Here is a 7,618-nt window from a genome sequence, read left to right on the forward strand (position 1 = left end):
CGCCATCGGTGAGGGTCAGCAATTCCTCACCGGTGACCATCGACACCGGACACCCATTGGTGCAGGTTCGGGGTGCACAATCGGCGCTGTCACCGTTGGGATTTTTCGCCTGATCCGGGGTGTCGTCGTGGTGCTCGTCTTTTTTCAGGGAGGCATTGCGCCGGGCATCCCAGCGCAATTGCATGCGGCCCTTTTTCACCCCGGCGGCGATGCCCCGTGCGGCGACGGTTTTGTACTGGTTCACGTAGCCGATGAAGGTGCTGACGATGCCGAACATCGCCTTCACCAGGCGCGTCACCGCCGACAGCAACTGAGCGCCACGCTCCGCCAGACGCAAGGTCAGATACGCAATCCCCGCCCCGGCACCAACGAAGGTCAACACAACGCCAATCAACACATCGATCAGCAGTTGCACCACTACCATCGATACCGCCTCGGCGGTTTTCCCGGCAATTTCACTGGGTGGCAGCATCTCCAGCCAGAGGCTGGCAGTTCGCAGCAACAAACACAGCGCTGCTTCGTCACTGACCAGCAACTGAAGCTTCTCCATCATTTCCGGCGCTGTTTCTGCCAACGCGATCAGCTGTGCGGCGCCACTGCCCAAACGCTCGTCAAACTTTCCGGGATCCTGGAGAATCTCCGACAGCAACCCGATGCTGTCCCACACCCCCTCGATCGCCGCCCAACTCCCGGCCAGCATGCCGTTCCCGGCTGCCGTGGCCACCGACTGCGACCACTGCGGCTTGAAACCCTGCCACTCGCTGCGCAGCCAGCCATCCAGCTGCCGAGTCAGGCCATCGTAGGATTCGAAAAGCGCATCAACCTGCTGCTCGCTGGCGCCGCCGTGCACCACGACCCGATAAAACTTGCCCGCTTCACCGGTGAACACCCCTTTGCCCTGAACATCCAGGGTGACGGACTCGACTGCACCGCCTTCCACCGCCACCACATCGACAACGATGTCGCCCAACGGAATGTCGTACGCCGACTCGAACTTGCTCTCGATCTCCATTCGCCCGGAATACGGGCATTGCACGACCGCAGAGGAGAAGCGGTTGTCGTCAATCGCAACCGCCGTGCTGTGCTCACCGAAACGGATGATCCGCTCCATTCCCATCAGCGAAGGCAGATCAGCCGCATGACTGACGCCGTCTGCCGAGCGACTGAGCCAGTGCTTGAGCTGTTCGCGATAGAGATCGAGGGTGCGGGGAAAGCTGTCGAGTTCTTGCTCGATGCGGGTGACGGCATCCATCAGCGCATTCCCATGCGCATGGCGAAACGAAAAACCGGGTCAAACATGTGCGTTCCCTCGCGCAAAAATCAGGCGAGGGACTTTGCGGGGGATCAAACAGAAAAGAAGTCAGGCGAGTAGGCAGAGGATGTAGGAGAAGTCTGTAACTGTTTTTTATCGAACTGCAGACGCAAAAACGGGGCGGGAGGTTTCCCTCACGCCCCGTTCACGGAACAGATGATTTGCTTATCGAGAAGCATCTCGGCCGGCCAGCTCTTTCAACTTGAGCTCGGCCAGCGGATGCCCGACCTTCGCGGCCATGGTCCACCAGCGAGCGGCTTCCGAAGGATCCGGCGCTTTGCTCGACGTACCTGCCAGACTGATGACACCCACCTGATACGCCGCCTTGCCATCCCCGGCCAGCGCAGCCAGTCGCAACAACCGCACACCTTCTTCACGTGCGCCCAGGCCCACCCCGCGAAACGTGAGGATGTGCCCGTAAAAACTTTGCGCGCCGACATCGCCCAAGTTGGCCATGCGCGCAAACTGTCCTTCGAGCCAGCGCCAGCCGCGGGGCTGACGGACAAACCACGACCAGTGAAACAGCCTACGGGCCAGCCAGTAACTTGCCCGCGCCTTGAGTCGTAAAAACACTCAGGCCTCCGCCGATTCCGGGTATTCGTACTCAAACACCCGCACCACTTCCGAGGCATGCCAGGAGGCGGCGGCAACACCGTCGGACGGCCCGGAAAAACGCCCCAGACGCTCGACACACTCAAAGAAACCGGTGCGTGGCAGGCGGCTGGCGCCCTGGCTGATCACCAGCGAGCTGCGCAACGGTTGTTCGGCTTTCGCGTCCAGTGCCGCGAGATGCTCCAGTGCCGCGGTCAATGTCTGCATGGCCGGCGTGGGCAGTTGCAGGCGTTCAAGCAAGGCTCGATAAGTCAAAAGATGGCGCTGCCTGCGCGCCTGATCCAGCTCCCCCAGCAATCCGTCCCAATGTTGACGACTGATGCGTACGCTCACGATTGTTCCCTCCACCCTGGCACCGTCAACTCCCAGGCCAGGCTGCGGCGAATCGCGGCGTCGGGCAGACGCTCGCCACTTTCGATCATGGCCAGGTAAGACGGGCTGATGCCTACCGTGCGGGCCAGCGCCTCGATGGCGATGCCCTTCCCTTCGCGCAAACTGCGTAACTGATCCAGACCTGGAAGAATCGGGTCCGGGGTTGCCGCAAGCGGCGCCGGAGCCGGTTGCGACGGTGCTTCGTTGATGCCTGCTGCTTTCAGTAGAGCCTGATACTGAGCCCATGGCAAAACCGCATATTCGGGTTCGCCATCGCGTGCAATTATCTGAATATCCATGACTACCCCGTAGGACAACAACACTTAGCGAGTCGGCACTTTTCCCTAGAAGTGTAATCCTAACAGCGGCCAAGGTCGTGGGGGGTATCTATCTGTGTACGAGGCTGTCGCGATTCAGGACTTTTTCGGCCCCTGAAGCTGAAGTTGCTCGGGCGTATCGGGCAGACGCTCGACCACTCTGAGCTTTTCCGGCGCCTGGCGCTGACGCCACAGGCGGAAGGCATTCAGTTCATCGTCGAGGGTTTTCATCAGCCAGGCGAGGACGGCGATGTCATCGAGCATGCCGAACATGGGAATGAAATCCGGGATCGCATCCACCGGACTGAGGAAATACATCAGACCGGCCACTACCGAAACGATCGCCTTGGCGCTGATCGCACGGTACTCGCCGCGCCAGTACGCCAGACACAGTGCCTGCAACAGACGCAAATCGTCCTTCAGCTTGCCGAGACGATTGCCTTGGGCGGCGCCTTTGCTGGCCACGGCGAACAACAACGTCGGCAAGCGGCCTCGAGCCAGCAGTCGTCCGGCCAAAGGCAGGAATCGGGCGAAATTCCACGGCGCTTTCATTTATTTCTCCCGTTGAAATGTTATCCACACAAATTGTGGATAACCTTGTGAACAGAGCTGCATTTCAGCGCTGAGAGCCCCGTTTCATAAGGGCTGCGCTCAGATCGGGCGTTTTTTACTCACATAAAAAATCCCAATATTTCATTGACTTGGCGGCTCCGGGCGTCTAACGCGGGCCACCTTAAAGTCTAGGACTGCCATGACCAGCATCGGTTCGGTCTGTTTACGCCGACCATCGTCCAGATGCAACAACGCCCCGCATAAGCGAGGCGTTGTTGGTGAAACCGGTGCCGAAGTTTATTGCTTGGCGGCAGCGGCGTCTTCTTTGGCTGGGTCCTTGATGGCCAGCAGTTCCAGGTCGAAAACCAGGACCGAGTTGGCCGGGATTGCCGGGCTTGGCGATTGTGCGCCGTAAGCCAGATCGCTAGGGATGTACAGCTTGTACTTCTCGCCAACGTGCATCAGTTGCAGGCCTTCGACCCAACCCGGGATCACACCGCTGACCGGCAGATCGATCGGGCTTCCGCGCTCGACGGAGCTGTCGAAAACGGTGCCGTTGGTCAGCTTGCCGGTGTAGTGAACGGTCACGACATCGGTAGGCTTGGGTTGTGGGCCGTCGGCTTTCTTGACCACTTCGTACTGCAGACCGGAAGCGGTGGTGGTCACGCCAGCCTTCTTGCCGTTTTCTTCGAGGAATTTCTTGCCGGCGGCTGCCGACTCTTCGCTCATCTTGGCCATACGCTCTTCGGCACGCTTTTGCAGCGCGGCGAAAGCTTCGACCAGTTCTTCATCTTTCAGCTTCTGTTCTTTCTTGCCAACGGCATCTTCGATGCCCTGGGCTACCGCTTTGGAGTCCAGATCATCCATGCCTTCCTGAGCAAGGCTCTTGCCCATGTTCAGGCCGATACCGTAGGAAGCTTTTTGCGCCGGGGTTTTCAGCTCTACGCTGGTCTGCGAATCACAACCCGCGAGTACCAGGCTAACCAGGGCAACCGCCGCCGCCAACCGATGCTGTTTCATGCTATTTCCTTGTTCATGCGCCGAAAGGGCAATCGAGTAAAGCCGCGAGCTTATCAGGCCGCCACGACCAATGGCTACCGGCATGAGAGCAGGAATCTTCCGATAAGTTCAGGGATTAAAACGCATTTGGCCAACGCCGTGATGAAGCTTCTGTCATCTGGCTCTGACGACAATTGATGTCACCTCCCACAACACTTGGCGTAATGGCCACTTGCCGCACACCACCCGCCTCAGGCATAACAGCGCAACAAATCGACAAGGATGTTCATCTTGCGCCTCTTATACCGTGTGCTGACGCTGATCGTGGTGCTGCTGGGACTGGTCCTGGCAGTGGTTCTTTACTATGTCGCCAATCCGAAATTGCCCTTCCCGACGCCCGCGAAACAGGTGCATTACCTGGATCAGTGGACTGAGCAAGAGCGCCAGACCTACTACTTCACCCCACAGGGAACGCAGGTCAAAGGCTTGCGTTACGAATGGTTCCAGGCGCTGGAGCTGCCGTTCTCGCAGCAACGCTTTGCCTCCCCGGAATACCTCGCGCGCTTCGGCTTTCTGATCGATCCGCAGCAAAAAGCCACGCCGGACAACCCGGGGAATCTGCCGGTGGGTTTCGCCCGGCACCAGAATCCCGGCAGCACCGAGCAATATCTCGACATCACTTGCGCGGCCTGCCACACCGGGGAACTGCACTTCAATGGCCAGGCAGTGCGCATCGACGGCGGTTCGGCCCAGCATGTGTTGCCCTCCAGCGTTCCTACATTGCGCGGCGGCAGTTTCGGACAGGCATTGGTCGCCAGTCTCACCTCGACTTATTACAACCCGTGGAAATTCGAGCGCTTCGCCCGCCACGTGCTGGGCAATGACTACGACGCACGCCACGAACAACTGCGCAAAGACTTCAAAAGCTCACTGAACACCTTCATCAAAGTGGCCTGGAACGACACTCACCGTGGCCTCTACCCCACCGAAGAAGGCCCGGGCCGCACCGATGCCTTCGGGCGTATCGCCAACGCGACCTTCGGCGATGCGATATCCCCAAACAATTACCGCGTGGCCAATGCCCCGGTGGATTACCCACAGCTGTGGGACATGTGGACCTTCGACTGGGTGCAGTGGAACGGCTCGGCGCAACAACCGATGGCGCGCAATATCGGCGAGGCTTTGGGCGTCGGTGCCACGCTGAATTTCTTCGACGCCAACGGCCAGCCGCTGCAAGGCGATGAGCGCTATGCCTCCAGCGTACGTGTGCGTGATCTGCACAAGATCGAAGAAACCCTGCAAAGACTGCGACCGCCGGCATGGCCTGAGGAGTTGCTCGGCGTCGTCGACAGACCCTTGGCAGCCAAGGGGCGAGCCCTGTTCGCCGAGAATTGCGCCGGATGCCACGTCCCGCGTCAAACCCAGGAAGGCGAGCGTTGGGTGCAACACCTGCACATGCTACCGGTGGACGTCATCGGCACCGACCCGAACGCCGCCAACAACATTGCCAATCACCGTTTCGACCTGACCGCTCTGCAATGGAACCCGGCGGAACTCGAACAAATGGACGTGAAGTGGCACCCCAAACCCAAGGAGCCGCTGGACCTCAGCCAGTTGTCGGTGGCCAAGGGACTGGCTTACGTCACCGCCTTCGTGGAAAACCGTGCATACCGTGAAGCGGGCGTCACCGCTGCCGAGAAACCACAGCTCGATGGCTTCGGTCTGCCGATCGGCGTTCGCGAAAAAGTCGCCTACAAAGCGCGTCCGCTCGCCGGCGTATGGGCCACGGCCCCATTCCTGCACAACGGCTCGGTGCCGAGCCTTTATCAGTTGCTGTCGCCTCAGGACGAGCGCGCCACCACCTTCTATAAAGGCACCTTCGAATACGACCCGCGCCATCTGGGCTATCGCACCGAAGCTTTCACCAACGGTTTCCTGTTCGACACCCGCATCACCGGCAACCACAACAGCGGCCACGAATTTCGCGCCGGCGAACGCGGCAATGGCGTCATCGGCCGACTGCTGCAGCCAGAAGAGCGCTGGGCGCTGCTTGAATACCTGAAAGTGCTGGGCGGCCCGCTGGAGGCGCAACTGCCATGATCTTCAATTCCTTCAAAAGACCTTCGATGCTGGCGCGTTTCTGGCTCTGGCTGGGACGGTTACTGGGCAAAACCCTGCTGATCTTGCTGGTGATCGGTCTGATCGGCTGGGCCCTGACGACCGCCTGGTTCGCCTGGCAGCACCGTGGCCCGGTGTCGGCGCTGGAGCAGATTCCGGATGGCGAAGCCGCCATGACCCAGGATGTAATTCAGACCGCCGTGCGCATCGTCGATCAGCACCGCGAAAGCACCCGCTATCTGCGCGACGCCCATGCCAAGGCCCATGGCTGCGTGAAGGCCGATGTGCAGGTGTTGGCGGATCTGGCTCAGGAACTGCGCCAGGGCGTCTTCAGCGAACCGGGCAAGCTGTGGAAAGCGACGATGCGCCTGTCCAACGGCAACGCCTATCCGCAATTCGACAGCATCCGCGACGCCCGGGGCATGGCGCTCAAATTGCTCGATGTGCCGGGCAAGCAGTTGCTGGGGGACCGTCAGGGTCTGCACGAGCAGGATTTCGTGATGTTCAGCCATCCGAATTTCTTCGTCAGTGATGTCGCTGAATATCGTCAGAATGTGGCGGCGCAGGCTGACGGAAAGAAGGTCATGGCGTTTTTTCCGGGGTGGGATCCGCGCAGCTGGCAGATCCGACATCTGTTCATTGCGCTGGCGACCCTTTCGCCACCACCGGAAAGCCCGACCCGCACCACATATTTCTCGGTATCGCCTTACAAGTTCGGCGAGGCCAATGCCAAGTTTCGGGTGATGCCGGATCCGGAGCGCTGCCCCGCGTACACCCTGCCGAAACAGAACCAGGATCTGCCGAACTTCCTGCGCAACGCGTTGAATCAACAGCTGTCGACCGATCGAATTCCGGCGTGTTTTGTGTTGCAGATCCAGCGCCAGGACGCGAACAAGTACATGCCGATCGAAGACACCAGCATCGAATGGCGCGAGCAGGACAGCCCATTCCAGACAGTGGCGAGGATCACCCTGCCCCCGCAGGACTTCGACACCCCGGCAATGAATCTGCAATGCGACAACCTGTCGTTCAATCCCTGGTTCGGTATCGAGGCCCATCGCCCGATTGGCGGGATCAACCGGTTGCGCAAAGCGGTGTATGAAGCGGTCAGCGATTACCGCCACAGCCGCAATTCGGCGCAATAGCAGCGCCAGAAACGAAAAAAGCGACCATCAAAGGTCGCTTTCTCATGTTCAGGCGCGGCAAAAAGCCAAATCCCGGACAGCAAAAAGCCCGCACCAGGCGGGCTTTCTGTGGTGACCTGGCGTTCAGTGTTCCAGGTACCGAATATGGCGCAGCGGACGGGACTCGAACCCGCGACCCCCGGCGTGACAGG

General features: G+C 59.9%; 8 protein-coding genes and 1 pseudogene. 2 read left to right on the top strand and 7 right to left on the bottom strand.

Translation table 11 applies throughout. The features are described from left to right. The 6 genes and pseudogenes from ACODTD_RS28715 to bamJ form a co-directional block, all read right to left on the bottom strand. Window positions 1-1,252: pseudogene (locus tag ACODTD_RS28715) on the bottom strand (type IV secretion protein Rhs); the annotation flags it as partial. Between the two features lie 225 nt (window positions 1,253-1,477). Next, entirely contained in the window at window positions 1,478-1,885 is a 408-nt protein-coding gene (locus tag ACODTD_RS28720) for an SEL1-like repeat protein (RefSeq protein ID WP_201820494.1), read from the bottom strand. Continuing rightward, window positions 1,886-2,257 carry a hypothetical protein gene (locus tag ACODTD_RS28725; RefSeq protein WP_003223109.1) on the bottom strand — a complete coding sequence of 124 codons (372 nt, stop codon included), beginning with the start codon at window positions 2,255-2,257 and terminating at the stop codon, window positions 1,886-1,888. It lies immediately after the preceding gene. Beyond that, window positions 2,254-2,595 (bottom strand): helix-turn-helix domain-containing protein, encoded by a 342-nt coding sequence (locus ACODTD_RS28730; protein ID WP_007950435.1) that lies wholly within the window; start codon window positions 2,593-2,595, stop codon window positions 2,254-2,256. Before ACODTD_RS28730 ends, ACODTD_RS28725 begins: the two co-directional genes overlap by 4 nt. 114 nt (window positions 2,596-2,709) lie before the next feature. Beyond that, window positions 2,710-3,165 carry a YkvA family protein gene (locus ACODTD_RS28735; RefSeq protein ID WP_007950434.1) on the bottom strand — a complete coding sequence of 152 codons (456 nt, stop codon included), beginning with the start codon at window positions 3,163-3,165 and terminating at the stop codon, window positions 2,710-2,712. Between the two features lie 297 nt (window positions 3,166-3,462). After that, window positions 3,463-4,185 (bottom strand): BamJ family beta-barrel-assembly machinery protein, encoded by a 723-nt coding sequence (bamJ, locus tag ACODTD_RS28740; protein WP_011333164.1) that lies wholly within the window; start codon window positions 4,183-4,185, stop codon window positions 3,463-3,465. Window positions 4,186-4,455: 270 nt separating this feature from the next. Here bamJ and ACODTD_RS28745 point away from each other — a divergent pair, with 270 nt between their 5' ends. Continuing rightward, on the top strand, window positions 4,456-6,264 hold the full coding sequence (locus ACODTD_RS28745) for a di-heme-cytochrome C peroxidase (protein WP_285354600.1): 1,809 nt from the start codon (window positions 4,456-4,458) through the stop codon (window positions 6,262-6,264). A gap of 26 nt (window positions 6,265-6,290) precedes the next feature. Beyond that, window positions 6,291-7,427, top strand: a complete 1,137-nt coding sequence (locus tag ACODTD_RS28750; RefSeq protein WP_221616152.1) for a catalase family protein — start codon at window positions 6,291-6,293, stop codon at window positions 7,425-7,427. Here the strand turns inward: ACODTD_RS28750 and ACODTD_RS28755 are convergent. Further along, window positions 7,397-7,618: hypothetical protein (locus tag ACODTD_RS28755; protein ID WP_489105443.1), on the bottom strand; the 222-nt coding region annotated here is incomplete at its 5' end. The two genes, ACODTD_RS28750 and ACODTD_RS28755, sit on opposite strands and share 31 nt — an antisense overlap.

The organism is Pseudomonas sp. FG35, from assembly GCF_057809295.1.

Coding starts and splice junctions, on each gene's coding strand:
- ACODTD_RS28730 (WP_007950435.1), bottom strand. CDS start 2,595: ATGGATATTCAGATAATTGCACGCGATGGCGAACCCGAATATGCGGTT.
- ACODTD_RS28750 (WP_221616152.1), top strand. CDS start 6,291: ATGCTGGCGCGTTTCTGGCTCTGGCTGGGACGGTTACTGGGCAAAACC.
- bamJ (WP_011333164.1), bottom strand. CDS start 4,185: ATGAAACAGCATCGGTTGGCGGCGGCGGTTGCCCTGGTTAGCCTGGTA.
- ACODTD_RS28735 (WP_007950434.1), bottom strand. CDS start 3,165: ATGAAAGCGCCGTGGAATTTCGCCCGATTCCTGCCTTTGGCCGGACGA.